The sequence below is a fragment of the Janthinobacterium breve genome, assembly GCF_051380895.1.
Classification (GTDB): Bacteria; Pseudomonadota; Gammaproteobacteria; order Burkholderiales; family Burkholderiaceae_D; genus Janthinobacterium.
Map to the genome: position 1 here is coordinate 1 of NZ_JBNYXY010000002.1, position 25441 is coordinate 25441.

The 25441-nt window shown below is 63.6% G+C and carries 19 protein-coding genes and 1 pseudogene; 1 reads left to right on the forward strand and 19 read right to left on the reverse strand.

Going from position 1 to position 25441, the window contains the following annotated elements:
* Positions 1–259 (forward strand): annotated as a pseudogene (locus ACQ4W0_RS02795) (IS4 family transposase); the annotation flags it as partial.
* A gap of 50 nt (positions 260–309) precedes the next feature.
* Here the strand turns inward: ACQ4W0_RS02795 and ACQ4W0_RS02800 are convergent.
* From ACQ4W0_RS02800 to ACQ4W0_RS02890, 19 genes are all read right to left on the reverse strand, one after another.
* Positions 310–1347 carry a TIGR03790 family protein gene (locus ACQ4W0_RS02800; RefSeq protein WP_436575395.1) on the reverse strand — a complete coding sequence of 346 codons (1038 nt, stop codon included), beginning with the start codon at positions 1345–1347 and terminating at the stop codon, positions 310–312.
* A 72-nt stretch (positions 1348–1419) separates the two neighbouring features.
* A complete protein-coding gene (locus ACQ4W0_RS02805) occupies positions 1420–2874 on the reverse strand; it encodes a mannose-1-phosphate guanylyltransferase/mannose-6-phosphate isomerase (RefSeq protein WP_436575396.1) in 1455 nt (484 codons plus the stop codon).
* Positions 2875–2894: 20 nt separating this feature from the next.
* Positions 2895–4049: a nucleotidyltransferase family protein gene (locus tag ACQ4W0_RS02810; protein WP_436575397.1), complete on the reverse strand. Its 1155-nt coding sequence runs from the start codon at positions 4047–4049 to the stop codon at positions 2895–2897.
* A gap of 46 nt (positions 4050–4095) precedes the next feature.
* Positions 4096–5358, reverse strand: coding sequence for a glycosyltransferase family 4 protein (locus ACQ4W0_RS02815; protein WP_436575398.1), 1263 nt, complete (start codon positions 5356–5358; stop codon positions 4096–4098).
* On the reverse strand, positions 5339–6649 hold the full coding sequence (locus ACQ4W0_RS02820; RefSeq protein WP_426072799.1) for a nucleotide sugar dehydrogenase: 1311 nt from the start codon (positions 6647–6649) through the stop codon (positions 5339–5341). The genes ACQ4W0_RS02815 and ACQ4W0_RS02820 overlap by 20 nt, the downstream gene beginning before the upstream one ends.
* On the reverse strand, positions 6646–8661 hold the full coding sequence (locus ACQ4W0_RS02825) for a heparinase II/III family protein (RefSeq protein ID WP_436575399.1): 2016 nt from the start codon (positions 8659–8661) through the stop codon (positions 6646–6648). The genes ACQ4W0_RS02820 and ACQ4W0_RS02825 overlap by 4 nt, the downstream gene beginning before the upstream one ends.
* A gap of 7 nt (positions 8662–8668) precedes the next feature.
* Positions 8669–10543, reverse strand: a complete 1875-nt coding sequence (gene asnB / locus ACQ4W0_RS02830; protein ID WP_436575400.1) for an asparagine synthase (glutamine-hydrolyzing) — start codon at positions 10541–10543, stop codon at positions 8669–8671.
* 26 nt (positions 10544–10569) lie between these two features.
* Positions 10570–11649: a glycosyltransferase family 4 protein gene (locus tag ACQ4W0_RS02835; RefSeq protein ID WP_436575401.1), complete on the reverse strand. Its 1080-nt coding sequence runs from the start codon at positions 11647–11649 to the stop codon at positions 10570–10572.
* Between the two features lie 172 nt (positions 11650–11821).
* Positions 11822–13039 carry a glycosyltransferase gene (locus tag ACQ4W0_RS02840; RefSeq protein WP_436575402.1) on the reverse strand — a complete coding sequence of 406 codons (1218 nt, stop codon included), beginning with the start codon at positions 13037–13039 and terminating at the stop codon, positions 11822–11824.
* A gap of 185 nt (positions 13040–13224) precedes the next feature.
* Positions 13225–15480 (reverse strand): DUF4962 domain-containing protein, encoded by a 2256-nt coding sequence (locus tag ACQ4W0_RS02845; protein ID WP_436575403.1) that lies wholly within the window; start codon positions 15478–15480, stop codon positions 13225–13227.
* A 193-nt stretch (positions 15481–15673) separates the two neighbouring features.
* On the reverse strand, positions 15674–16618 hold the full coding sequence (locus ACQ4W0_RS02850) for a glycosyltransferase family 2 protein (protein ID WP_436575404.1): 945 nt from the start codon (positions 16616–16618) through the stop codon (positions 15674–15676).
* On the reverse strand, positions 16618–18033 hold the full coding sequence (locus ACQ4W0_RS02855) for an O-antigen ligase family protein (RefSeq protein ID WP_436575405.1): 1416 nt from the start codon (positions 18031–18033) through the stop codon (positions 16618–16620). The genes ACQ4W0_RS02850 and ACQ4W0_RS02855 overlap by 1 nt, the downstream gene beginning before the upstream one ends.
* 76 nt (positions 18034–18109) lie before the next feature.
* Positions 18110–19612 carry a lipopolysaccharide biosynthesis protein gene (locus ACQ4W0_RS02860; protein WP_436575406.1) on the reverse strand — a complete coding sequence of 501 codons (1503 nt, stop codon included), beginning with the start codon at positions 19610–19612 and terminating at the stop codon, positions 18110–18112.
* A gap of 49 nt (positions 19613–19661) precedes the next feature.
* Positions 19662–20348 carry an exosortase-associated protein EpsI, B-type gene (gene epsI, locus ACQ4W0_RS02865; RefSeq protein WP_436575407.1) on the reverse strand — a complete coding sequence of 229 codons (687 nt, stop codon included), beginning with the start codon at positions 20346–20348 and terminating at the stop codon, positions 19662–19664.
* Entirely contained in the window at positions 20345–21253 is a 909-nt protein-coding gene (xrtB, locus tag ACQ4W0_RS02870) for an exosortase B (RefSeq protein ID WP_436575408.1), read from the reverse strand. The genes epsI and xrtB overlap by 4 nt, the downstream gene beginning before the upstream one ends.
* Positions 21253–22131 (reverse strand): chain length determinant protein tyrosine kinase EpsG, encoded by an 879-nt coding sequence (gene epsG, locus ACQ4W0_RS02875; protein ID WP_436575409.1) that lies wholly within the window; start codon positions 22129–22131, stop codon positions 21253–21255. Before epsG ends, xrtB begins: the two co-directional genes overlap by 1 nt.
* A 13-nt stretch (positions 22132–22144) precedes the next feature.
* On the reverse strand, positions 22145–23542 hold the full coding sequence (gene epsF, locus ACQ4W0_RS02880) for a chain length determinant protein EpsF (protein ID WP_436575410.1): 1398 nt from the start codon (positions 23540–23542) through the stop codon (positions 22145–22147).
* 41 nt (positions 23543–23583) lie between these two features.
* Positions 23584–24372 carry a polysaccharide export protein EpsE gene (epsE, locus tag ACQ4W0_RS02885; RefSeq protein WP_436575411.1) on the reverse strand — a complete coding sequence of 263 codons (789 nt, stop codon included), beginning with the start codon at positions 24370–24372 and terminating at the stop codon, positions 23584–23586.
* 56 nt (positions 24373–24428) lie between these two features.
* Positions 24429–25385 (reverse strand): EpsD family peptidyl-prolyl cis-trans isomerase, encoded by a 957-nt coding sequence (locus ACQ4W0_RS02890; protein WP_436575412.1) that lies wholly within the window; start codon positions 25383–25385, stop codon positions 24429–24431.
* Between the last annotated feature and the right edge of the window lie 56 nt (positions 25386–25441).

The window sequence follows — 25441 nt, forward strand, 5'->3', positions numbered from 1 at the left end:
AATGGCGAAAGCAGCATTGGCGGTGAAATGCGAACCCACCGAAATCAGCTTTGTACGAGCCTTCCACGTCATCCAATATGAGCTGCACTGGGCTGCCATCGTGCGTTCCTACGGCAAGTTGCCAGCCTTGATGCAACGCTTGCGTCAGCGACTAACCGACCTCCTGAATGAAGAACGGCCCGGTCGAAAATTCGACCGGGCCGTCAAAGCCGTGCCTCAGCGTTACACTGTCCGGGTCTTGAAACGAGACCTTAACTGAACGGCATTAGGCCCGCGAGGGCCTTTTTTATTGTCTGCAAGAATCAGGCTTCAACGCCGGAAGCCAGCGTACGGGGCCGCCAGCGGGTCGCCGATGAACAGGCCCTGGGCCGGCCACAGCACACTGCCCCAGTACGCTTCCAGTGCCGTACTGCCGGACAGGTAGCGGCGCAGCAGCACGGTCGGATTGGGAAATTTCTGCCAATAGCTGCACGGCTCGCTGACGGTGCCATAGCTGGCCGTCGCACCCGCTTCCAGCCAGCGCTGGCTGCTCATCTGGCTACTGCCCTGCAAATCGCCGCCAAACGAGGTCAGGTGGTCGGCCAGGGCGCCGGGCAGGAAATGCAGGGTCTCCAGCTTGGCCACCTTGGCCAGCCCCGTCTGGTACACCATGATGTCTTGCGCCCCTTCCAGGCTGTCCGCCTTGAGGTTCTTGATGGTCAGCTTGCGTTGGCGCACCACGCCGGCGGGCGGAAAGAAAGCGGCGCGGCTGTTGCGCGCCGTGTCGCTGGTGCTCAGGTAATACGCGCTGGCGGCGGGCACGGAAAAGGCGCTGACGGCGCCGCGGTCCACCACGGCCTTGGCCTCTTCCACGAAATCGATGGGCAGCAGCATCGACAGGCGCAAGCCCAGCTGCGTGTAGGGCTGCGCCACATCGCTGTTGAAATACGTACTGGGCTTGCCGGGGTCGCAGGTCTTCGCGCATTGATCCGCATCAAAGCCGAGTGTGAAAGCGGCAGTGATGGCATTGCATTCGACGGCATACGGCGCGCTCCACACCATCAGCACAGCCTGGATCTCGGGTTTCAGCTGCGCATTGATGCGCTCTTTCAATTGCGTGAACTGATCGACGCTGAGTTTGCGGGGGCGATTGGGGATGTTGACATGCGCCACATTGGCGGACGGGATGCCGTGCGCCTTGCGGTAATACTCGCCTACTTCGACACTGTTCGGTTCGGCGTCATTGATGACGATGGCCAGCTGCGACGCTTGCAATCCGGGCGCAGTCACGGCCACGGCTGCGGCAGGGGCGTCGGCATGGGCGGCGCCGGCGGCCAGCGCCAGCGAAAGACAAAGGAAGTTGCGCAAGGGTCGGTGTACCGGTAAGGGGAAATCGGAAGCAGGCGGCCAGGGTGGGGCTGCCCGCCGCTTGTAGCGCCATCAGGCGCGCTGGTAGACATCCTCCAGGCGCACGATGTCGTCTTCACCCAGATAGCTGCCCGATTGCACTTCGATCAGGTGCAGGGGCAGCTTGCCCGGGTTTTCCAGCCGGTGCGTCATGCCGATGGGGATGTAGGTCGATTCGTTTTCCGTCAGCAAAGTCACCTTTTCGCCGCACGTGACTTGCGCCGTGCCGCTGACCACCACCCAGTGCTCGGCGCGGTGATGGTGCATTTGCAGGGACAGCTTGCCGCCCGGATTGACGGTGATGCGCTTGACCTGGAAGCGTTCGCCGATATCGATGCCTTCATAGCTGCCCCACGGGCGGTACACCTTGCGGTGCTGCACGTGCTCGCTGCGTCCCGCCTGCTTCAAGTGATCGACCACCTGTTTCACGCGCTGCACCTGGTCCTTGTGCGCCACCAGGACGGCGTCGTCCGTTTCCACCACGATCAAGTCTTGCACGCCCAGCACGGCCACCATGCGGCGCTCGGCGCGCACCAGGCAATTGCTGACGCCATCGAGATACACGTCGCCGCGCACCACGTTGCCGTTGGCGTCACCCTGCTGCACTTCCCACAGGGCCGACCAGGAACCGACATCGCTCCAGCCGATGGCGGCCGGCAGCACCACCGCATGCGCCGTATGCTCCATGACGGCATAGTCGATCGAATCGGATGGGCAAGAGGCGAAGGCCTTCTCTTCCAGGCGGCAGAAATCGAGGTCGCGGTAGCCGTCGCGCACTGCCGCCTCGCAGGCGGCCAGCATGGCCGGCTGGAATTGCCCCAGCTCGCTCAGATAGCGTTCGGCGCGGAACATGAACATGCCGCTGTTCCAGAAATAATTACCGGCGGCAAGGAACGATTGCGCCGTGGCCAGGTCCGGCTTTTCCACGAAGCGCTCGACCTTGCGGCCCACGGCGCCCGGACTCACGGGCGCGCCGCTGCGGATGTAGCCATACCCTGTTTCCGGCGCCATCGGCACGATGCCGAAGGTGGCCAGCGCGCCATCGGCCGCCAGCAGCGCCGCCTGGGCGATGGCCTGGTGAAACGCAGCCACATCGGTGATGACATGGTCGGCCGGCAAGACCAGCATCAGCGCCTGCGGGTCGATGGCTAGCAGGTATTGCGCGGCCACGGCCACGGCCGGCGCCGTGTTGCGCCCCACGGGTTCCAGCAGGATGCCCAGCGGAGGCAAGCCGATTTCGCGCAGCTGCTCGGCCACCATGAAGCGGTGCTCATTGCCGCACACCACCAGCGGCGGCATGACGTCGACATCGGCCAGTCCGCTATCGCCGGCACGGCGGTTGGGCAGGCTGAGCACGCGCAGCGCCGTTTCCTGCAGCATGGTCTGGTCCGTGACCAGCGGCAGCAACTGCTTGGGCAGCACGGCGCGCGACAGCGGCCATAGACGGGTGCCCGAACCGCCGGACAGGATGACTGGATAAATTTTCATGGTTTCATTTCAAAAACAGTTTATTTGGCAGCATACAGGGCCGGCGGCGTTTCCGCGCGGCGCAGGCTGCGCCGGTCGCGCGCATTGCCCCAGGCATCAGTGTCATACTCGGAGACATGGCGCATCTGGCCGGCACGGTCGACACTATAATCCTTGAAGACGATCATTTCATCAAGTACCACGCCAGGCAGCACGCGCGTGTATTCGAACAGCACGCTGCGCACCACCTCGGTGCCGCTGCAGACATGGCTGCCGTGGCCGATCCAGGTGGGCCCGACGATGGTAGCTCCCGCGTCGATGCGACAGCCCGAGCCGATGTAAACGGGGCCCTCGATGCGCGTGCCGCCGCTCCAGTCGATGCGCGTGTTAAGGCCGGCCCACACGCCATCGGCGATCTGGGTGCCAGGCACATGCATATGAGCAACTTCACCCATCAGCACGCTTTGCAACACTTCCCAGTAATCCTTGACGCTGCCGATATCGATCCAGTTGTACTGGCGCTTTTGCGCATAGAAGGGCAAGCCCCGCTCGACCAGCAAGGGAAACAGTTCCGAGCCGATATCGAAAGACTGGCCGGGGGGAATCAGGTCCAGCACGGCCGGCTCGAAAATATAAATGCCCGTGCTGACGCAATTGGACAGCGCATCGGCCTGCGCCGGTTTTTCCTGGAAGGCGCGGATGCGCCCATCGTCGTCGCTGACCACCACGCCATAGCTCGACACCTTGTCCCACGGCACTTCCAGGGTGATGACGGAGGCCAGCGCCCCCACGCGGCGATGCTCGCGCAGGGCCGCCTCCAGGTCGAGGTCGATCAAGGCATCGCCGCACAGCACGATCGTCGTCTCATCGAAGAAGCCGCCAAACTCCTGGATCTTCTTCATGCCGCCGGCCGAGCCCAGCGGCTCCGGCACGACCTCGCCCGCATCGTTCGTATAGCCTTCGAAGGAATAGCCGATGCGCACGCCGAACTGGTGGCCTTCGCCGAAATACTCCTCGATCTTTTCATGCAGGTAGCTGACGTTGACCATGATGTCGGTCACGCCATGCTGCGCCAGGTGCTCCACCAGGTAAGCCATCACGGGTTTACCCAGGATGGGGATCATCGGCTTGGGCAAATCATAGGTCAGGGGCTGCACGCGCGTGCCCTTGCCTGCCGCCAGTATCATTGCTTTCATCGACATGCTCCATCAGGATTGGGGCTGGCTGGCCAGGCGGCGCATTTCAACGGCCGTCCTTGCTCAAGGTCACCGGAGCGGCGGGCGCGGCGGCGGGAAACAGGCGCGCATACGCGGCCAGCAGCTTGGGCGCTTCATATTCCCACTCCAGCTCGTTGACCACGCGATGGCGGCCGAACGCCCCCATCTGCTCGCGACGGGCAGGGTCGTCCAGCAATTCGACGATCTTGCGCGCCATGTCGACTGGATCGTTCTTCAAGGCATACAAGGATGCCTGCTGTGCGGAAACCTTGCCCTCGACCAGATCAAACTGCACGATCGGTTTGCCCAGGGCCATGTATTCCATGATCTTGTTCATGGTCGACTTGTCGTTCATGTCGTTGGCCACGTCCGGGTTCACGCACACATCGGACGTGTTGAGCATTTCCAGCAATTGCTGGTCCGGCACGCGCCCCGTGAAGGTCACGTAGTCGGCGATACCCAGGTCCTGCGCCATCTTTTTCATCTGCTCCAGCGAGGTGCCGCCGCCCACCAGGCCGAACTGCACATCCTCGCGCTGCAAGGTCTGCACGATGTATTGCGCCGCCTGCAGCAGCAGGTCGATGCCTTCCTGCGCGCCCATCACGCCCACGTAGCCGACCAGGTAGGCGCGGCCCTTCTTGAGTGCCGGCACGGGCGGCAGCACGCGCAAGCGGTCCAGCTTGGGTCCGCTGCGCACCACGTAGACATCCTCGGGCTTCATGCCGCCCCGCTCGATGGCGATCTTCTTGTATGACTCGTTGGTGGCGATCGACACGTCGGCGCTCTGGAACGACCAGCGTTCGAACAGCACCATCAGCTTGTAAAAGAAATCGCGCCGGCCGAACTTGGCTTCGTACAGCTCGGGGTTGATGTCATGGTGGTCGAACAGGAAACGCTTGCCCATCGTCAACTTGAAGAAGCCGCCGATGAGGAACAGCAAATCGGGAGGATTGCAGGCGTGAATCACGTCGAAGCCATGGGCAAAATGGACTTTCCATGCCAGGCGGAAAGTGTGGAACAGCGCCAATGAATACTCCACCAGGTAACCCTTGGCCCCTTCCGCTTCCAGCGGCAGGTTGTAGCGGTAGATATGGATGCCGTCGATGGCTTCGTAGCGCGCTTCATAGCCCTTGCCTGTGGGGCAGATGATCGACACTGCATAGCCATTCGCATGCAGGGTGGTCGCTTCCTGCCACACGCGCCGGTCGAATGGCGAAGGCAGGTTTTCCACCAGGATCAGCACGCGGCGCGGCTGTCCTGCCACCTGATTACCAGCAGATGCCGTCATATTGCTCTCCACTTTGTTCTTTGCTGATACGCACCAGGTCGACGATGTGCTGGTGCGGCTGCAGGCTGGCGGGCACGGTCTTGAATTCAGCCGCGCCGTTGCCGATGACAATGGTGTCGGCGAAGTCCAGCACGTCCTGCATGTTCGTCACCATCAGCTTGGAAATGTGCGGGATGTGATTCAGGATGTAATCCTGGTTGGCGCCCGTCAGGGCGGCCAGGTTGACGTTCTTGTCGTACAGCTTCAGCTCGTAGCCCTTGCCCAGCAGATACTCGATGACATCGACCAGCGGCGACTCGCGCAAGTCGTCCGTGCCGGCCTTGAACGAGAAGCCAAGGATGCCCACCTTGCGCGCACCCTTGTCGACGATCATCTTGATGCCCTTTTCCACTTGCCGCTGGTTCGACGGCAGGATAGAGTTCAGCAAGGGCAAATCGAGGTCCAGGCTGCGCGCCTTGTAGGTCAGCGCCCGCACGTCTTTCGGCAGGCACGAGCCACCGAAGGCAAAGCCCGGCTTCATGTAGTACGGCGACAGGTTCAGCTTGGTGTCCTGGCAAAAGATTTCCATCACCTTGTGGCCATCGATGCCGACGGCCTTGCAGATGTTGCCGATTTCATTCGCGAAAGCCACTTTGACGGCGTGCCAGGTGTTGTCTGTGTACTTGACCATCTCGGCCGTCTCAACGTCCGTACGCACCAGCGGCGCGTCCATCTTTTCATACAATTGCACCAGCAAGGCGCCCGCCTTTTCGTCCGATTCGCCGATGACCGTCTTCGGCGGATGGTAGTAATCGTAGACAGCCGTGCCTTCGCGCAGGAATTCCGGGTTGTTGCACACGCCAAAGTCGACGCCGGCCACCTTGCCCGACGCCGCTTCCAGGGTCGGGATCACCAGCGAACGCATGGAGCCGGGCAGCATGGTCGAGCGCGCCACGACGACGTGGAAGCTATCCTTTTCGGCAATCGCCGCGCCGATTTCCTGGCACACCTTGCGCACGTGGCTCAGGTCCAGGTTGCCATTCAGCTGCGAGGGCGTGCCCACGCAGATGAGCGACATATCCGAGCCGAAGACGGCGTCACGCACATCGAAGGTGGCGCGCAAATGGCCGCTTTTCACGGTGGCGGCGATCATCTCGCCGATGTCTTTTTCAATGATGGGCGTGGTGCCCTGGTTGATCAGCTCCACCTTGGTCCTGTTCGGATCGACGCCGATCACTTCATGTCCATCCGTTGCCAGGCAACCAGCCGAGACGGCACCCACATAACCCAAACCAAATATGCTAATTTTCATGTTTTCCTCGTATTTTCTGACAGATCAGGGGTAGCCAAACTCAGGTGAAACTCCGTGCGCAAGGTGGCCGCGCCTTGCAGCCGCCCGCGCCAGACCAACACAGGCGTAGCCTGTTTTTCATCGAAGCGGTGCGAAATCCAGCCCAGCGGCGGATCGTCGCGGCCGCACACCAGTTGCACGCAGGCATCCGGTGAGCGCGGCACATGCATTTCCAGCGAAAAAACGTCGCCCGCCACGCGCAGCACGTGGCCATCGAGCTGCAAGCGGCAGCGGGGATCGAAGTGCCAGAACAGCTCCACCTCATGCGTTCCCTGGCATTCGAGCACGTCATCGACCACGATCAGCGCGGCGCCGGGCGCCACGCGCACGTCGCGCCGGTGCAGCACGCCATCTTTCAAGCCCAGGTAGCCGTCATGGCTGGCGCTCCAGAATTGCCCGTCGGCATCATCACGCCACGCCAGGCATTCTGCCCTGGCCTTGCGCAGCCACAGGAAGTTGCCGCCGGACTCGGACTGGTCGCGGCCATCGATGCGCACGGTGTTGTGCGCGCTGGTGCCGCGGAAATAATCGCGCCACTGCTGTTGCGTATGGTAGGCATAGGTGCCCGGGTCGACCAGCACCATCTGGCCCGCCACAGATAAGGTCAGCGCCAGCGCATCGGCGTGGCCGTGCGCGGCAATGCCCAGGTAGCCCAGCGGGCCGGCGTCGGCAATCAGCCGTACTTCGGACGACGTATCGAAACGCGCGCCCATCACGTAATAGCCGCCGTCGGGGAAGGCGCGCGGCAAGGTATCGGGCGCAGTGTCCGCCAAGGCATCGAAGGCCTGGCGCCCCGCCTCGCCCAGCAGCCAGGCGCTTTTCTCGTCGAAGACGCGCGCCTTGGCCTTGAAGTCGGCGCGGCCGAACAGGGCCGCGCCGCTGGCCAGCAGCGAGCTGTAGGGGTTCGCAGCGGGCGCCTTGTCCCAGTGCGCCAGCAGCGCATCGTCGGCGTCGCCGATCATCGGCACCTCGCCCGCCACGTTCATCATGGCGGCGATAAACGCCAGCATGGCTTCCAGGCGCTGCAAAAAGGCGGCCGAGCGGGGCCGGCCATTGGCGCGGCCCGCCAGCACGCACAGCAGCATTTCGTCGGCCACCGTATGTTGATAATAAATGGCTTGTTCGCGGTTCACACCATCCGCGCCGTTCTGTTGCAGCGCCTGCGCTTCCAGTTCGCCTTCCGTCTGTGCCAGCCAGCCGGCACTTTCCGGCCAGCACGGCCATGTGAGCGCGGCGATATGCAAGCCCGTCAATTCGCCGAACAGGTGGTTGTTGGCCGATGAGTGGCGCGAAAAGTGGCCGGCGATGAAGTGGCAATGCTGGTAGATGCTGTCGAGCCAGCGCTGCAGGAACACCTGCCCTGGCGCGCCATCGAACAGGGGGCTGTTGATGCCACCGAGCAAGTGCCACGCATGCGACCAGCTGACCAGACGCAAGGCCAGTTCCAGCGCGCTGCTCCAGTTCGGCCCCAGCGGATACGGACACTGCTGCCACCACGCTTCCAGCAGGACTTGTACACCCTGCGCATGGCGCAGGTCGCCGCCCAGGCGATATGCCATCGCCAGGTCGGCCACGGCCAGGTGACGGTTCGGTTCCCACAGGCATTTGATGTCGCCCACCACCGCTTCATCGCGGTAATTGAGCGTCTTGCCAAAGCCCAGCGGCACCACGGTGCCCGTCTTCGGATCGCGGTTCCATTCGGGCGGGAAACCCAGGTCCACATCACGCAGGGCGAAGACGTCGAAACGGCCCGCCAGGATGCGTTCGGCGGCCGCCAGGTGCGGCGCAGGATCAATGGGCAGGCCCAGCCATGGCGCGCCGAAACGCTGGCGCGCGGCGGGCGGCGGTACATGCGCCAGGCCGTAGCCGCGCGCCTGCAACCGTTGCTGCACCGCATCGCGCACGCGGTGCGCCACCTCGGGCGCCCCCATGGCGCGCAAGCGGTTCAGTTTCCAGGAGAGGTTGCTCAGCATGGGCATCTCACAGATACTGGCGGTGCCAGATTTCCAGGGTGAGCAAGCTCCATAGCAGCTTCTCGTGATTTTGCCGCCCCGCCACATGCTCGGCCAGCACCTGCTGCAGCGCTGCCGCATGGTAGTAGTGGCGCGTGCGCGACTCGGCGCCCGTCAGATGCTCGTACAGATAATCCTTCATGGGGCCGCGGAACCATTCGTTGACGGGCACGCGGAAGCCCACTTTCGGCCGTTCCAGGATGGCTTGCGGCAGCAGTTGCTTCATGGCTTCGCGCAAGATCCACTTGGTGGTGCGCCCGCGCACGCGGTACTCGTCCGGCAGGCTCGACACATACGCGGCCAGTTCGTGGTCCATGAAGGGCATGCGCGCTTCCAGCGAGGCGGCCATGGTCATGCGGTCGCCCCGCTCGAGCAGATTGTCGGGCAGCCAGCTCAGCTGATCGAAGCACAGGATGCGGCGCAAGGCGCTGTTGCCGGCACTGCCGCAGCCCAGGGAGGGATCGCGCTGGCGCGACGGCGCCGGCATGGCCACCAGGCGTGCGCGTTCCTGGTCGGACATCATGCCGAACCAGCGCGGCATGCGTTCGTCGAACGCTTCCAGGCCCAGGTTGACGATGGCCGTCTTGGCGCGGCGGAAACGGTAGGGCAAGGCGCCGATGGCCGGCTCGATCAGGCCGTGGCGCAGCAAGCCTGGCAGCATCTGGTAATTGCCCGCATAGCGCTCGTACACATGCTTGGGATAGCCACCGAGGATTTCATCGGAGCCTTCGCCCGTCAAGACCATCTTCACCGTCTTGCGCGATTCCTTCGCCAGCAGGTAGATGGGAATGTCGGACGGCTCGGCCACGGGGGCGTCGCGGAAGCGCACGAGGTCGGGCAGCAAGGCGATGACCTGGTCGACAGATACTTCCAGCTCATGGTGTTCCGTGGAAAATTGCCGCGCGATATCGGCCGCATACGCCAGCTCGCTGAAGCCGCCCTCCTTGAAGCCGACGGAAAAGGTTTTCACGGGCACACCCGCATGGCGCGACATCAGCGCTACCACGGCCGACGAGTCGATGCCGCCGGACAAGAAAGCGCCAAAAGGCACATCGGAAATCATGCGGATGCGCACCGATTCATCGAGCTTGTCGAGGAAGGTGGCGACGGGGTCGGCCGGCAACGGGGCAGGCGTGGCTGCGCGGGGCCGGCTGTCGGGCGGCGTGTAATACACGCGCTCGCGCAGCACGCCGTTTTCCCACGTGGCCGTGGAACCGGGTGCCAGCTTGCGGATGCCCTGGAATAAAGTAGCCGGGCCCGGCACGTAACGGTAGGCGAAATAATCCCAGATGGCGGCCTGGTCCGCTTGCGGCGCCATGTCCGGCAAGGCCAGCAGCGCCTTGATTTCCGAGCCGAAAGCCAGCTTGCCTTCGTGCTGCCACAGGAACAGGGGTTTCTTGCCGAACGGGTCGCGCGCCATGAACAAACGCTCATGGCGCGCATCCCAGATGGCAAACGCAAACATACCCCGGAAGTGCTGCACGCACTCTTCGCCCCATTGCACGTAGGCATGCACGATGGTTTCCGTGTCGGAGGCCGTACGGAAATGGTGGCCCAGCGCGATCAGCTCGTCGCGCAGGGGCTGGAAATTGTAGATTTCGCCATTGAAGATGATCTGCACGTCGCCCGCCGCGTTGCCCAGCGGCTGGTGGCCCGTGGCGATATCGATGATGGACAGGCGGCGGTGCAGCAAGCCCACCTGCCAGGCGCCGTCGGCCGTGCTTGCCTGCAGCACGCCCGTGTCATCGGGGCCGCGGTGCGCGATGGCACGCCCCATGGCGTCGAGCGCGGCAGGCAGGCCGGCAACGGACGAGGGGAAAATCAAACCGGCAATACCGCACATATAGGCTCGCTTAAAAAAGAGTCAGACTAGATCGCCGGCGGCGCCAGCAAGGCGCGGTAGACGCGGCGAAAATCCTGCGCCAGGCGTTCGACCGTGTAGTGGCGCTCGATGCGCTCACGGCAAGCCTGGCCCATGCGCGCAAGCAAGGCGCGGTCGCCATCGAGGCGCACGATGGCATCAGCCAGCGCCTGCGCATTGCGCGGCGGCACGAACACGCCATGCACGCCGTCTTGCATCACGTCGGGAATCGCGCCCACAGGGCACACCAGCGCCGGTGTGCGTGCAGCCATGCTTTCCAGCAAGGCGTACGGCAAGCCCTCGTGGTGCGTGGGGAAGCCGAACAGGTCGGCATCGCGCCACGCCGCGTCTTTCTCCGCACCAAATTTTTGTCCCAGGAACGTTACTTCCCGCTGCAAGCCCAGCGCCGCCACCCGCTCGCGCAGGGCCGCATCGGCCGGGCCGCTGCCCACCAGCGCCAGGGTGGCCGCCACGCCGGCGCCGCGCACCAGGCGCATCGCCTCGACCAGCTCGAACAATCCCTTGCTGTCGGCCAGGCGGCCCACATACACGAGTGACAGCGGACGCAGCGGCGCAAACGGCTTGGCGCCCGCATCCGTGCCCGCGTCGATGGCGTTCGGTATCACTTCCGGGGCCAGCGCCGCATCGAAGCGGCGGTAGCCAAGCAATTCGCACTGCGCCAGCAATACCAGCGCATCGGGCAGGCGCAGCACGCGCCGCAGCAGACCCGTCAACAAGCCCTTGCCGCCGAAAAATACCTGCGGCAAGGCGCCGCCATGCACCTGATACAGCACGCGCTTGCCCATGGCCTTGGCCAGCAGCAAGTACACGAGGTCGCGCCAATAGCTTTTCATTTCCATCGACGTATTGATATGCACGATCTGTGGCCGGTGCACGCGCAAGGCGCGCACGAACTGCACGGGACTCCAGGCAAAACGCAGCAGCTTGCGCAAGCGCGACTCTTGCCGGCCCTCACTTCCCACCTGGAAATGCACCAGTTGAAAGTCGCGCGACAGGGAGCAGGAAAATAGTTGATTCAAATGGGTAGTCACCCCGCTGACCGCATTGAGCGCGGGTCCAAGCAACATTACAGTAGTCATATTGACATTATATGTTATAAATTTGTAATTTAGCTATGGGCGCACCTATTTTCACACTGATCAGGCCACACATCAGTTGCTTCCACGCAGCATGGCCAGCTTCATTCTGCGCGCCACGGCTTGAATCGGCAACAAATACTTGCTGGCTGTACACATACCATCAGGCGCCAGCCAGCGCCCGGTAGCGCTGCGCCAGTTCGGCCGCCAGCACGCGGTAGCTGCGCTGCGCTTCGATATAGGGGGCGCCGGCCTGGGCGCGCGCGCGCGCCGCCGGCACATCGCGCAAGATCGCCGTCATCGCCACGGCCATCGCCGCCGGATTGCTGGCCGTCAGCCAACCCGCCTGGCTGTCTGACAGCACGCGCACCTGGTCGGGATTGTCATTGCCCACGGCCGGCAGGCACAGGGCCAGGTATTCCAGCAGCTTGGTGGGTGAGCAAACGTCGCCGATAGTGCCCCGGGGAAAGTAAGACAGCGCCGCATCGGTTCCCGCCAGCAAGGGCCAGGCCTGGCTCGATGGCAGCCAGCCCGTCACGCGCACGGCGTCGGCCAGGCCGGCGCGCTGCGCGTAAGCCAGCAATTCATCCACGTCGGACGGCGTGTCCGAGGCGCCAATCAGCAGCAGGCAGGCGTCGGGCACCTGCTGGCGCACGATCAGCAAGGCGTCGAGCAGGCGTTCGAGCTGGCGCGACTGGTCCAGGGTGCCCAGGTAGCCCAGCAGCGGCACGCTTTCCCAGCCCTCAGGCCGGCATGCCACGATCGATTGCTGGCCCAGCACTTCCGTATCCACGCCCATCGGCACGGCGCTCATGCGCTGCGCCGCGATGCCGTGCCCGCGCATCAGTTCGAGCATCGCATCGCTTTGCACGAAGACATGGTCGGCGCGCGGCAGCACGACCCGGTACAACAGCCAGCGCTCGACCAGGCCCTTGCACAACACCAGGCGCGCGCGCAAGGTGCGGCGCTGCGCCAGGCTGCTGCGCGCCCGCTCGATGCGCCCTTCGCTGATCAGGAACGAGACCCAGTAATAAAAGGGGATGCCCTTCAGGCGCGCCACCAGCAGGGCCATCAGCCCCGTGGGCACCATGTCGCGCACCTGGATCGCATCGCAGTTGCCGCGTCTGGCCGCCAGCAAGGCGCGCACGCAAGTCCATTGAAACGCCAGTTCGCGCGCGATGCGCTTGTGCCGGAAGCGCCCGCTGCGCACGGAGCGAAAACCCTGCGCCGGCTGCGGCGCTGCGGGCGCATCGGGCGAAGGCATGCCGACGATGTCGCATTCGACACCGTGGCGCGGCAGGTATTTGCCGAACAGCACGGCGACGTCGGCGCGGAAGGTGGGCAGGCTTTCCGGTACAAATTGCAGAATCTTCAAGGGCATGGGGGAAATCGTCTACCTGGCGCGTCAGAGGGGAACAAGGTTCGGGCACAGTCTGCACGGCCCGATACCCATATGAATTTATTATCTATGTTACATGAGAAACAGCATGACCGCGACATGCTGCGGCGCAAAAAAAAAGCAATGCCAGGGTTGGCATTGCTTTTCTCGTGTGGTGCGCGCTACCTTTACTTGGGCAGCGGCAACGTCAACGTTTGGGTGCCGACGATCACCTTGCGCAAGCCGCCGCTGGTGTCGAGCTTGACGGCGGTGTTCTTGCAGCCCACGTCGAGCACGGTCAGGAATTCGCCGCTGGTGGCCGCGGCCGCCTTGACGAACACGCCATGGTCTTCATAGGTGCCGCTTTGCGGCGGCGGCCCCACGCGGCGCTCGAAACGCTGCGCCGTGGTGGTCAGTGGCACGATGCACACCTTGCGGCCCTGGTTGGTGATCGATATCTTGCCGGCCGCATCGGCGACGATAGGCGCATAACCGTGGAAGTTCCATTCGAACACGCGCGGCGTGGCCGAGGCATACTGATCCAGGATCACCGCCGTGTCCGTGCCGCGCACATACCAGATCTTGCGCACGGCCGATTTCAGCAGCCCCGCGTACGCCAGGGTGGCGTCGCCCTCGACGTAGTCGACGGCCGGGGTGGTGGAAAACGCCGTGATGCGGCCATTGCGCGCCAGCGGCTCTTCATAGCCGTCCACGTTTTGCCCCACGCCGCCGTCGAAGGTCAGCGCATTGTGCGACTTCGACGGGCGGTACCAGGAATTCCACAGCGGCGAATCGTACCAGTCATACCAGCCCGTCTCCGTCAGCAGCGGCACGCCGCCGCTGAACAGCACGAAGCCGTTCTGGTCGCCATGGCTGTGATTGAACGAGCCATACTGGCTGGACTTGAAGTACAGCGAGGTGCGGCCACTGTCGGCCAGGTTGCTGTGCATGGCAGTCCAGCCGATGCTCGGGTAATAGGCGGCGTTGGCCGGCGGCGTGGCGGCCGCCGTCACGGTGTTGACGGGCATCGGGTAAGGCGACTGCAAGGTGGTCAGCACGTCGTCGGGACGCGTCAGGTTCTTCACATACCAGGCCGCCTGCGGCGTGGCATAGCGCGAGGCGAAGCCTTTCATGAAGCGGAACTCGGGCGCCGTCTCGTGGCCATCGCCAAAGACGTGGGTTTGCTGGCCCGGCGGCACGAAATGCATGAGGAATTGCGCGAAACCGCGCGACCAGGGCTTGTCGAACATATTCACGCCCGTGGCCTGGGCCAGCGCGGGCCAGATCTGCAGGGCGAAGTCGGCCTCGTATTCCGCATACGCCGTGCCGTTGGCGAAACCGCCCTCCGGACCGCTCCAGATGCTGAAGGAACTGACAAACGCGCGGAAGGCAAAGTCAAACCAGGTCTGCGCCTCGGGAATGTCGCCCAGCGCCAAAGTCGAGGTCAGGGTCAGGTAGGCCATGCTGGTGGCCGCGTGAGAATCGTAGGGATACTGGTCGAGGCGGCCGCCATTCGCCGACAAGTCCTTGTACAGCGCATTCGTGCGCGCCGAGACGACGGACAACCACTTGTTGCGCCGCGTGGCATCGCCATTGACGACCAGCGCCGTGCCCAGGTAGTCGATGGCCTTGATCAGGCTTTGCGCCATGACGCGGCTGGCCATGTCCTGGTTCACATAGCTGGTGGGGCCGGTCAGGTTCAGCGCGGCAAACTGGTCGCCGCGGCGGATCGCCTCATCGAGGTAGGCCTGCTGGCCCGTCAGGCGGTACAGCAGTGCCGCACTTTCCAGTTGGCGTGCATTCGGATTGACGCGCGTCATGATGTTGGCCGCCTGCGCCACCACCGCGGCCGTGCGGATCGCGCCCGGCACCAGTGGCCATTCGCTGTCAGCCACCGTCTTGAGTCCCGTCATGTAATATTTCACTTCGCTCGTCAGGCCATTCAATGCGGGCGTGCGGTCCGTGCGCATGGCTGCCGTCCACGCGGAAAACAGTTTGGTGCCGCTCGGCAATGCGCGCGGACGTGGCTTGTTCAGGATAGTGTTACGTAAAGTCACATTTTCCGGCACTTCGAACAACTGCGAGTTGCTACCGATTACAAAGTTACGGGGACTCGACCACTCTTGCGAGGTGGATGGCCGCACGCGCCACGTATAGTTGCCTGCAGGAAATGATTTCGGCGGCAAATACCAATTGCGCGACGCATTGAAGGTTTTATACACCGCCCCGCCCTGCATCACCTGGATGACGTAGGCTGGCGGCAAGGTGGCATGCCGCGACCAGGTAAAGGTGGGGGGATTTTGCGGCTGCGACTGCATATTGTCGGGCAGCGGACGAACGGCAAGCGCTTCGCTCGACTGGACCCAGTCGGCCTGGGCCAGTCCGCACAGTGGCAACAACAATAGCCAGGCGGCGCGCAGCAGTGGACGTTTGCTAGATTTCATGGCGGGGGCTTCCTTTGCCGGGGGGCAGGTTAAGCGTCGATAAAAATGACTTTTGGTTACTATTTAACTTGTAAAACATTACCGTAACGCAAACAGTACGGTTCTTTCGTACACTGGTGGGGGGAGATTCTGCGCCCGAAGAACTCGGACGCACGTCGCAATTATACCGAAATGCCCAGCCGTAACGCTGGAATTAAGCGGGGGTGCGTGATTTACGCCACAAGGACCAGCGCCGTGTCATGCCCGGCGTAAACAACACGCACATGGCGGCCGACGTCCACCAGTGGCGCGTCACGCCATGGCGTGCAGCGCGCGCCAGTTCGGCCAGGGCCGCGCCGCGCCGGCCATTTTCGAGCAATTCGCGCACCACGGCCACGCGCGCATTCGACGCCAGCAGCAAGGCGGGCCGGCGAGCCCCATTGCTGGCAGGCCAGGCACGCGCGCGTGCTTCGAGTCGCAGAAACACGGGCAAGACCACGTCGCGCCCCAGGATAGCCGTCAGGCTGCCGCCCACTTCGCGCCGGTAGGCCACCAGGGGCGCCGCCGCCAGGATCAGGCGATGGCGCTCGGCCAGGCGAAACCACAAGTCGAGGTCTTCGCCAAATTGCTCGCCTTCCGGAAAACACGGCTGCAGCGCGGCCAGCGCCGCGCGCCGCACGGCGACGGAATTGGTGCAGAAGAAGGGCCAGTGGTGGTTGAAATGCGTAAAGAATTCATCGATGCGCTGCGCCTGCGCGGGCGCGACCGGTGCTGCGGCCATGTCCGGCGTGCTGCCGGGGGCGAAACTGGTGTAGCCGGTGGCAAAAAAACAGTCGTCGGGAAAGGCTTGCGCCAGGTCCACCTGCGTGCGCAGGTAATCGGGCGCATACAGGTCGTCCGCGTCGAGAAAACACACGAGTTCGCCCCGCGCCTCGGCGATGCCGTGGTTGCGCGCGCGCGACACGCCGCCATTCGCCTGGCGGATCAGGCGCACGCGCGCATCCGGGCAGGCCAGCACGCGCTGCGCGCCATCGTCGCTGGAACCGTCGTCGACTACCAGCACTTCCCAATCGCCGTGCGTCTGCGCCAGCACCGACGCCAGGGTCGCTTCGACATACGGGCCCTTGTTATACAGCGGGATGATGACCGAACACAGCATTACGCCATTCCCGGCACGCGGACCTTGCGCGCCCGGACAGCCTGCCTGTCGGCCGTCGGATAGTAGGCGGCCACGATGATGAGCAGCAGCAGATGCGTCAGCGCCTCGGCGGCGAAACCGGCCAGCGACAGGGGCACTTCACTGAACGAGCGACTGGCGATGAGCACGAACAAGGCCATCGACATGCCACCGCTGGCCGTAGCCGTGCGTGCCGCACCGTACAGCAGCACGATCACGTACAGCACCAGGCCGACGGCGCCGATGGTGCCGGCGCTGGCGAGGCTCTGGTAGAACTGGCTGTGCGCATGCGTGGCATACGGCATGCCGATGCTCAGGCGGAAAGCGTCATCCCAGAGCGGCAAACCGTAGCCGAACACGGGGCTCTTGTGCCACTCCTGCACTGCCACCTGCCAGATCACGTCACGCCCCGTCAAGCTGAGCAGTTCAAAGCCTTCATTGCTCGAGGCGAAGCGCGCCAATTTGGCGTCGATATTACCAAACATCACCAACAACATGCCCAACACGCACAGCAGGATGAAACCGAAAATACCGATGATCGACAGCTGCGGCCGGCGGTAATCGAACAGCCGTTCCTTGATCTGCTCGCGGAAACCGAAATACGCGATGCAGGCAAAGCACAGGATGCAGGCGATCCAGTTGGTTTTCGATTGCGTCAGCAGCAGACTGGACAGTCCCAACCCCCAGGCAAACAGATTCAGCGACCGCCAGGCATAGGGCTTGCGCCACAGGCACAGCAAGAAAGCGACCACCATCGGCGCCAGGCTGTTCGCATGGCTGGCCAGGCCCGCATAACGCACGCTGAGGAAGGGCAGCAGGCCATGGTAGTTCTTGTTGAGCACCATGTTCGGGTTCCAGGCCACGACGGCCGCGCTGAGCACCAGGAACAGCAGCGTCGCATTGCGCATCGACACGATGCTCCTGTCGACCTCGCGCGGCGTCATCAGCAATCCCGCATAGCCGGCCAGGAACATGTACAGGTATTCATGCGATACGTCGACATGGCTGCCCAGGAAAGCGGGACTGACAATATTCGTCAGGAAATAGATCAGCAGGGCCCAGAACAGCAGCATCGGCATCGGTTTCTGTACTTCGCGCGTCACCAGGCGGTGCAGGATGCGCTCGCCGCACGCAAAGATCACGAACAGCGAGGTCAGCCGTCCAAACCAGACGCCGAGCGGATGGCGCACCGTTTTCACCGTCAGCAAGACTTCACTGCCGGAGATATCGCGGTTTGACAGGATGGCCGTCACCGCGATCGACAGCATGACGAAGTAAAACACATAGGGCACCAGGCCCGTCTCGCGTTTATTCCCCCAATGAATGCTCAAGGCGATGACGAACACCACCAGCAGCGCGCTGATCAGAGCAAACAGGCCAAACAGTATTTCACTCATGTGATTCTCGCGTATCCAGTAAATTGTCGCAGGCGCAACGCGCCGCTTGATCGGTATTTCCCTGCCCTGCTCCGCCTCAGGCGCTGCAGCGCTCGCGCAGATAACTGCCCACGCGCGCCGGCAGGGGCGGACTGAAGCGTGCCAGCATGCCCACCACGCGCGTGCCCAGCAAGCCCGGCCAGGCCAGCACTGCCAGCAGCAGGGTCAGGCCGCCGAACAGCGCGCCACCCAAAAATGCCGGCAGCGGATGGCTGCCAGCCAGACCGCCCAGTACCGCGCCGCCCCAGCTGCCGGCTGCGGCCAGCAAGCCCATGGCCAGGCCACGCGCGGCCAGCGGCGCCAGTTCCCCGGCACGCACGCCCAAGCGCGCGCACGCCACCGTACCCACCACCAGCGCGCGCGCCAGCAGGGTGCCGGCGGCGATCATAGCGACCACCGCCACGCCCTGCCCCGCCCACAGGTACAGCGCCGCGCCGGCCAGCCCGATCAGCGGCATCTGCAGCAGGCTTTCCAGGTGCTTGCCGCCCGTATTCCATAAAATCGGCGTCGACATGCCCCACGTGATATACGCGGGCATGGCCAGTGCCAGGATGCTCAGCACGATGCCCGACTCTTGCCACACCCTGCCGTACAACACGCCGATCAGGTCCGGCGCCGTCATCGCCAGCAACACGAACAGCGGCAGGATGACGATCCAGATGGTCGCCAGCACCGACAGATAGGTGTCGCGCAGGCGCGGCAAGTCGTCCTGCAGCTTGGCGCCCGTGGCCAGGAACGCCGGCTGCAAGGCGCTCAGGAACAGCGAATTGGGCGTATTGGCCAGGTTGTAGCCGACCGCATACACGCCCACCGCGTGGGCGTTGAGGAAGCGGCCCAGGAACACGCGGTCCATATTATTCAGGCACCAGTTGCACAGATTCGTCACGAATACCGTCACGCCCACATTCGTCGAACGCCGCGCGCCTTCGTACCAAAACAGCGGCCTGAGCGAGAAACGCGTGCGCGCATATGTCAGCACCAGCGCCGTGGCCGACTGCCCCAGCCAGGCGCACACGAGCGTCCACACGCCGGCGCCCGCATACGCGAGCGGCAAGCCCACCAGCAGATAGCCGACGCTGTAGCTGCTCACCTGGATGATGTTGAGCCAGCGGAAATCGAGCGCGCGCCGCAGCAGGCTGCTGCCCGGCGCCGTCAGCGCGTTCAGCAGGCAAGTCAGGCTCATCCAGGCGATCACGGGCGCGATGCGCGGCTCCTTGAAGTACGCGGCGATCCAGGGCGCCATGAAAAACAGCAAGGTCATGGCCGCCAGGCCCGTCAGCGCCTGCCACGTCACGGTGAAGCGCACGTCCTCCTCGCTGAGCGTGCGGTTTTGCACCAGCCCCCAGGAAAAACCGAAATCGGCCAGAAAGTTGCTAAATGTCAGCACAATCAGTCCCATGGCGAACAAGCCGTAGTTTTCCGGCCCCAGCAGGCGCGCCAGCACCACTTGCGTGACCAGCTGCAGGCCAAACATGAGGACCGTTCCCATCGCCGCCCACTTCACGGCGCTGACGCTTTTCTTATTGATGTCGCTGCTCATGATTCCCGCTATCTGCCACCTGGCGCTGTCTCATCTTTCAAGCCATGCCTCATCCGGGCGGCGCGCCGATCAGGCGTCCCCGGTCCGCCGCCGGCATGCTGGCCAGCAAGCCGTTGACGAAGCTGGCCTGCAAGCGATACGCGCGCGGCAAATCCGTATCGATGCTCGACACGCGGAACAGCATGGCGTCGGCGACGGTGCCCGTCAGGCCGTAGCGCAATTGTGCCAGGCGCTGCTGCATGCCCACTTTGCTGATCTTGTCGCCGATGGTGATCCAGTACGTGATGGGCTCGCTGCGATTGCCATTCACGGCCAGTAAACGCTTCACGGGCAGGCTGCCATAGGCCGAGGCCAGCTCGCCATACTCGTCGCGCTCGACCTGGAAGCCCTGCGCCGCGTAGCACACTTCCGGCTTGTGCACGCCCATGTTGTCGCTCTGGTCGCCGCCGTACGCGATCGACAGCATCACCCGTTCGCCTTGTGTATTGATGTAGGTGCGCGACAGGGTCTGGTTGTAGATCTTGTTCAGGCGCGCCTGGGTGTCCGGGTCCACCTGCAGCGGCACGATCGAACTGTCGACGCGCCACTCGCCGAAGGCTTGCGGAATCGCCGCCTCCAGCGAAAAACTGGGCCGCTGGTCGGCCAGTTTCACGCCCGGCGCAATGCCATGGCTGAGAATGGCCGCGCCCAGCAACAAGGCGCCCAGCAGGACATTCATGCGCAATGCCGCGTTCATGTCGACGCTCCCATGGTTGGCGCACGGCGTGCCTGGCGTTTGCGCACGATCCACTGCAGCAAGCTATCGACGCTGAGGATCAGCAACAGCGCGGAAATGAACAGCACCATGCCGGCAAAGCCATGCAGGAAGCCCTGCCCGGCCGCATCGCCGAAGTAATATGTGATCAGGGTCAGCACCATCACGCGGATGACGTTGGCGGTAAAGGAAATCGGCACGATCAGCAGGGCCAGCACGATGTTGCGGAACGGCGAAGTGTGCCGCACCAGGTTCAGGTAGAACAGGCCCAGCGCTTCGAGCGTCAGCAAGGTCTGCAAACCGGCGCAGGCGTCGGCCACCAGCAGCTGGTACTGGCCGATCTGCAGGATCACGCCGTTGCGCGCTATCGGATAGCCGGCCATGAAAAGCAGGTGTTCGGTGACATAGGAAACAGCCATCTTCATCGGCATGGTCAGGGTCGTCACCAGCGGCAGCGGCAGCGGCACCATGAACAGCATGAAGAAGAAGGGGAACCACAGGATGCGCGCGGCAACCCAGCCGCGCTTGAGCAGCAGCAGCGCCAGGCCGGTGCCGATCAGGGCGAGGATTTCCAGCGACAGGATTTGCTGCGAACGGCCCAGCACATACAGCAGCAGCGCGACGACCAGCAGCGGCCAGCCGGTCCGCGCCGAACGGGCGCCGGCGCTCTGCGCCAGCATCTCGGGCCATTTGCGGTAGATCAGCCACAGCGACAGGGCCAGGATGATGGGGCCGTGCGCCTGCTCTTCGGTGGACCAGATGCCGCGAAACAGCCCGACCAGGCTGGGCACCAGCATCGCCAGGAAGCCCAGCGCCAGCGGCAGCCAGTCCGGCACGGCGGACCGGCCGACCCGCTCCGGCGGCATGGCATGGCCAGGCGCAGCCATCAAAAGTCGACCATCACGGAACCGACCACCTGGGCACCGCTATGCGTCATTTGCTCGGTCATGGCCGCCACCTCCGCCATCGGCGTCTTGTTCTTGCGGGCGACCAGCAGCACGCCGCCGGCACGCGCCGCCACGGCGAGCGCATCGGAACCGGTGGCATACGCCGGCACGTCGTAGAGCACCACGTCGTAGCGGCTTTCCAACTGCTTGTTGAGCGTGACGAAGGAGCTACGGCTGAGCAATTCCTGCGGATTCGGCGGCAAGGTGCCGGCGGCCAGCACCGACAGCGCGACAAACGATTCCACCTTGGCGATGATATCGAGTTCGGCGCGGCCGGCCAGCACGTCGGACAGGCCCTGGCGCGTTTTCAAGTCGAAGATTTCATGCTGGCGCGGCGCGCGCAGGTTGGCGTCAACCAGCAGCGTATGCTCGCCCAGCTGGGAAAACACCACCGCCAGGTTGGCCGCGAACAGGCTGGCGCCGTCGCCCGGCTCCATGCCCAGCACCACCAGCGACTTGCTGCCGCGGGCGAACCAGCGCAGCATCAGCTGGCTGCGCACGGCGCGCAGGGTTTCCACCTGGTGGCTGAATGGCTGGTAGGCGGCCACCAGTTCCTGCGGATACTTGCCGGCACCCGGCTGCAGGTAGGGATAGTCGAACTGGCGTGCCAGCACTTGCTCGATATCGGCTTCCGTGATCAGGCCCAGGCGCACGGCCGCTTCGCCGAAGCGGATGCCCAGTTCCTTTTGCATGCGCAGCACGCGTTCGGCGTTTTCCGGTGTGATCTTGCCCGATTCGAGCAACAGGCCGCCAATGCTGGAATCGGCGCCGCGCACCAGCGGCGTCGTGCTATTGAGGAGGGGTGGACTTGAAGTCATGATAGGTTCCATCTCAGTTCAGGCGCAAACGGCGCGGCAGCATGCCGCGCATGCGACGCTGTTTAGGTTTCCAGTCGACCACGCCGAACACGGGAATCTGCAGCACTTCGCTCAGGTCCAGGTCGGAACGGATACGGCGGTCCAGCAATTCGGCCAGCAGCGCGATGCCGCAGCCCAGCATGAGGCCGAGGAAGATCGACAGCAGCACGTTGCGGGGAATCTTCGGGCTGTCCGGCTCGATCGGCGCGGTGGCCGGGTTCAGCATGGCGATATCGGATTGCTCCGCCTGGCCTTCGATACGCGTCTGCGACAGGCGCTGCGAGGTCACGTCGAAGGCGCGCTGGGCGCTTTCCACATCCTTGCTCAGCACGCCCATTTCATCGCGCGTCCGGTTCAGTTCCAGCACCTTGGCTTTTTGCGCCGCCAGTGCGGCACGGATCGCGCCTTCGCGCTGCTGCAGGATTTGCGCATTGTTGCCGACGCTTTGCGAGGTCGAACGCGTCTGTTCGGCCAGGTCGCGGCGCAGCTTGTCCACTTCTGCCTTGGCGCTTTGATATTGCGGGTGATTGCGGTCCAGGCGCTGGCCCAGTTCGGCCAATTTACCCTCAGCGTTGCCCAGGCCCAGTTTCAGGCTCTGGATCAGCGGATTCGAGGCCACATCGGGCGATTCGGACAGGTTGCCGCCCTGCGCCATACGCTGGCGCGAATTGGCTTCCATGGCCTGGCCTTGCGCCAGCACCAGCTGCGCCGACAGGTCGTTCAGGCGGTTCGATTCCACATCGAGACGGTTATCGACGCTGACGATGCCATTGTCCTGCTGGTATTTCGAGAGGCGGCTTTGCGCGCGCTCGACGTTATCGCGCAGCAATTTTGTCTGGTCATCGAAGTACGTCGTCGCCTTGCGCATCGGGTCGACCTTCAGCTGGATGCTGACCTTTTGATACTGTTCCGCAAAGGCATTCGACACGGCCGCCACGAATTGCGGATCGGCGCCCTTGAAGCTGACATCGACCACGCTGCTTTCGCGCGACGGCATCACTTCAAGTTTCTTCAGCAGCAAGTCGGCCAGCCAGTCGCGCACCGTGCCCTTGCCTTGTGCCGCTTCATTGAACTGGGCGATCACGGCGGGGCTACGCGCCAGTTCCAGCTGGTCGACGACGCGCAAGGCAACGTTCTTGCTGCCGATAATATCGACCTGGGTGGCCATGTAGCCGGGCAGCAACTGTCCTGGCATGGTCATGCCGGTCAGGGGATCGACCCCCTTGTAGTTCAGCAGCAAGGTGCTGGTGGCCTTGTAGGTCTTCGGCAGCACCAGGCTGACGCCCAGGGCCAGTGCCACGGTGATCATCAAGGTCAGCAGCACAATCTTCTTGCGCGCCCGAAGGATCAGCAATAGTTGGGTGAGGTTCATTTGGAAACTTTCAATACAAAAAGATAGGGAGCCAGTTGCTCTTAGAACAGGCTTTCCTGGACATACACGACATCGTCGACGCGCAGCAGGTCATCATGCTTGACCGACAGCACTTCCATCTGGCCTTCCGCATTGCGACGCTTGACGCGCACGCCGCGCTCGGTGCCGCGCACCGTCAGGCCGCCGCCCACGGACAAGGCTTGCAGGACGGTCATATTGCGTTCCAGGCGGAATGCGCCCGGGCGCTGCACTTCACCGTAGATGTAGAAGCGCGGCGCGCGTTCCACGTAAATGATGTCGTTGCCGCCCACCTCCGTGTCGCCCTTCAGGTCGCCGTTGCGCACGATGTCGAGGATATCAGCCACCTCGCGCGTGGCATTGCCGCCGCGCTTGCGGATCACGGTGATCTGGTCGGCGCCGTCAGGACTCACGCCGCCGGCCATGGCCAGCATGTCCATCACGCTGCGCTTGCCTTCCACCGGGTAGCGGCCCGGGCGGTTCACCTGGCCCAGCACGGACGCCTGCTGGCTTTGCAGGCTGGTGACGATGATGTTTACTTGCGCCTTGCGCAGGAAGCCGCCGCTCTCGAGCAGGCCACCCAGTTTCTTTTCCGCTGCCGACGTGGACAAACCGCCGACGGCTACCGCCCCCACCAGCGGGAAGGTGATTTCCCCCGCTTCGCTGACGCGCGTCTCCAGGCCCAGGTCGGGGTTGCCGTAGACGGAAATTTTCAGCACGTCACCAGCCCCAAGGGGGACATCGGCTGCACCGGCCATGCCTGCGGCGAGGGCCAGAAAGGCCGCCATCATCCAGTTTGCGAGTCGTTTCATGATTACAGATTCCCGTTGGTAGATTGCTGATGTTGAACTACTTGTCGATACGTCACTTATTTCAATCCCGCGACGCCGCGCTCATTGGCTTCATGCGCGCTGTTCGCCGGCGCCGCTGCCGCAGGCGCCGGGGCCGGGGCCGCTGCCGATGCGCTGGCCGATGCCGCCGCCGGGGCGTCCTTGTTGAAATACTCGATCTTGGCGCTGGCGCGCAAACGTTTCAGTTCCGCCTCGGCAGCATCCTTGTTCTTTTTACTGGCCAGGAACTGTTCGATTTGCGGCGCCGCCGCGTCCAGGCCCACCGGGCTGTCCTTGATATCGGCCAGTGCGATCAGCAGGCTGCGCTCGCCTTCGCGCACGATGAACAGCTGGCCCTTGGGCATGGACTGCAGTTTGCTGCTCAGTTCGGGGGCCAGGTCGGCGCTGGTGCGCGACACCTGGCTGCGGCCATACGCGATCTTGTGTTCATCGAGCCATTGCGCCACTTCTTCCAGTGACTTGGCGCGGTCCATCACGGCCTTGAGCTCATCGTTCAGCGCCGCCGTCGGAATCACCAGCTCGCGCAAATCGAACTGCTTGCGCTGGCTGAAAAACAGGGGATTTTTCGCGAAATACTCGTCCACTTCCGCCTTGCTGGGACGGGTCGCCGCGCCGATGCGCTTTTGCATGTATGCCTGGGCAACGATCAGTGCCTTGGCGCGCTCGATGGCCTGCATGACTTTCGGATCGCGGTCGACCTTTTCCTTGGTCGCTTCATTCTGCAGCAACTGGCGGTCGATCAGCGACTCGAGCAACTGCTTGCTGGCCGCAGCCTGCTGCGGTGCCTGCACGCCGGCGCGCTGCAACTCTTCATTCAACTGCAAGACGGTGATTTCTTCGCCATTCACGCTGGCCAGCGCCTGGCCAGCTTTTTTTTCCTTGTTGCCGCAGGCGGACAGGCCGGCAGCGGCCAGCAGGATCAGGGCGGCGCACAGCAAACGCGGCGCGCGACGGGAGTGAATATAGTGATTCAAGCGTGCTCCTTCGGATGACGGGTATGACGGGTGGAAAATCCGGCACAGTGTAGCGG

Excerpts from the sequence above, each read along its gene's own strand:
- ACQ4W0_RS02855 (WP_436575405.1), bottom strand. The coding sequence starts at position 18,033 with ATGAGTGAAATACTGTTTGGCCTGTTTGCTCTGATCAGCGCGCTGCTG.
- ACQ4W0_RS02825 (WP_436575399.1), bottom strand. The coding sequence starts at position 8,661 with ATGCTGAGCAACCTCTCCTGGAAACTGAACCGCTTGCGCGCCATGGGG.
- ACQ4W0_RS02845 (WP_436575403.1), bottom strand. The coding sequence starts at position 15,480 with ATGAAATCTAGCAAACGTCCACTGCTGCGCGCCGCCTGGCTATTGTTG.
- ACQ4W0_RS02820 (WP_426072799.1), bottom strand. The coding sequence starts at position 6,649 with ATGAAAATTAGCATATTTGGTTTGGGTTATGTGGGTGCCGTCTCGGCT.
- ACQ4W0_RS02805 (WP_436575396.1), bottom strand. The coding sequence starts at position 2,874 with ATGAAAATTTATCCAGTCATCCTGTCCGGCGGTTCGGGCACCCGTCTA.
- epsF (WP_436575410.1), bottom strand. The coding sequence starts at position 23,542 with ATGAACCTCACCCAACTATTGCTGATCCTTCGGGCGCGCAAGAAGATT.
- epsG (WP_436575409.1), bottom strand. The coding sequence starts at position 22,131 with ATGACTTCAAGTCCACCCCTCCTCAATAGCACGACGCCGCTGGTGCGC.
- ACQ4W0_RS02840 (WP_436575402.1), bottom strand. The coding sequence starts at position 13,039 with ATGCCCTTGAAGATTCTGCAATTTGTACCGGAAAGCCTGCCCACCTTC.
- ACQ4W0_RS02810 (WP_436575397.1), bottom strand. The coding sequence starts at position 4,049 with ATGAAAGCAATGATACTGGCGGCAGGCAAGGGCACGCGCGTGCAGCCC.
- xrtB (WP_436575408.1), bottom strand. The coding sequence starts at position 21,253 with ATGGCTGCGCCTGGCCATGCCATGCCGCCGGAGCGGGTCGGCCGGTCC.
- ACQ4W0_RS02860 (WP_436575406.1), bottom strand. The coding sequence starts at position 19,612 with ATGAGCAGCGACATCAATAAGAAAAGCGTCAGCGCCGTGAAGTGGGCG.
- epsI (WP_436575407.1), bottom strand. The coding sequence starts at position 20,348 with ATGAACGCGGCATTGCGCATGAATGTCCTGCTGGGCGCCTTGTTGCTG.
- asnB (WP_436575400.1), bottom strand. The coding sequence starts at position 10,543 with ATGTGCGGTATTGCCGGTTTGATTTTCCCCTCGTCCGTTGCCGGCCTG.
- ACQ4W0_RS02835 (WP_436575401.1), bottom strand. The coding sequence starts at position 11,649 with ATGTTGCTTGGACCCGCGCTCAATGCGGTCAGCGGGGTGACTACCCAT.
- ACQ4W0_RS02850 (WP_436575404.1), bottom strand. The coding sequence starts at position 16,618 with ATGCTGTGTTCGGTCATCATCCCGCTGTATAACAAGGGCCCGTATGTC.
- epsE (WP_436575411.1), bottom strand. The coding sequence starts at position 24,372 with ATGAAACGACTCGCAAACTGGATGATGGCGGCCTTTCTGGCCCTCGCC.
- ACQ4W0_RS02815 (WP_436575398.1), bottom strand. The coding sequence starts at position 5,358 with ATGACGGCATCTGCTGGTAATCAGGTGGCAGGACAGCCGCGCCGCGTG.